The sequence below is a fragment of the Corynebacterium sp. ACRPE genome, assembly GCF_022347435.1.
Classification (GTDB): Bacteria; Actinomycetota; Actinomycetes; order Mycobacteriales; family Mycobacteriaceae; genus Corynebacterium; species Corynebacterium tuberculostearicum_D.
Window position 1 is genome coordinate 1 of record NZ_JAKRNA010000069.1, and the last position, 630, is coordinate 630.

The following is a 630-nucleotide window of genomic DNA, read 5'->3' on the forward strand; positions in this document are numbered from 1 at the left end:
TCTGCCAAGATGCGATCTTCCACGAGACGGACCACACGGTCCTTTGCATCCTGGTCAAATTTTCTTGGCATATTCCAGATTTTCCCATCTACTTAAACGGAACAAAACCTGGGGCACTTCATGGTGGAGCCAGGCGATGGTTCCGGTGATGGGGTCGAGGATGTAGTGGATTCTGCGGTCGGTTTTGATGTTGTGGTGGTGTTGGCAGAGGTTTACTAAATTATCTGGGCTGGTAGGCCCGCCAAGGTGGTATTCGATGCGGTGGTCGAGTTGGCACCTAGTGGCGGGGACGGTACAGCCGGGCCAGCGACAGGTGGCGTCTCTGCCTTGGGTGTAGGCGCGGATGTCGGTGGTAGGGGTATAAGAGTCTGTCTCGTCGGCGTTAAGCCGGCGGATGAAGGTGTTATCTGTAGGGGCGTGGTTGAGGTTTATCCATCCGGGACCGGGGTGAAAGACCAGGTTGGTATCGGGGTTGGTGGTAAACGTGTTGATGGCAACACTGGTGTGGGTTGGGGTTGCCCGCAAATTGTGGACACGTAGTGGAGCTACCTAGTGGTTAGGCGGCTATTTCTTTTCTGCTGGTGGTTAGACCGATGCGGTTCTCGAAGTCGGCGGGGCTTATCATCCCGA

1 pseudogene is annotated in these 630 nt (G+C 55.4%); it reads right to left on the reverse strand.

Annotation, left to right across the window (positions count from 1 at the left end):
• Positions 1–186: 186 nt before the first annotated feature.
• A pseudogene (locus MHY13_RS12145) lies at positions 187–525 on the reverse strand (HNH endonuclease signature motif containing protein); the annotation flags it as partial.
• Between the last annotated feature and the right edge of the window lie 105 nt (positions 526–630).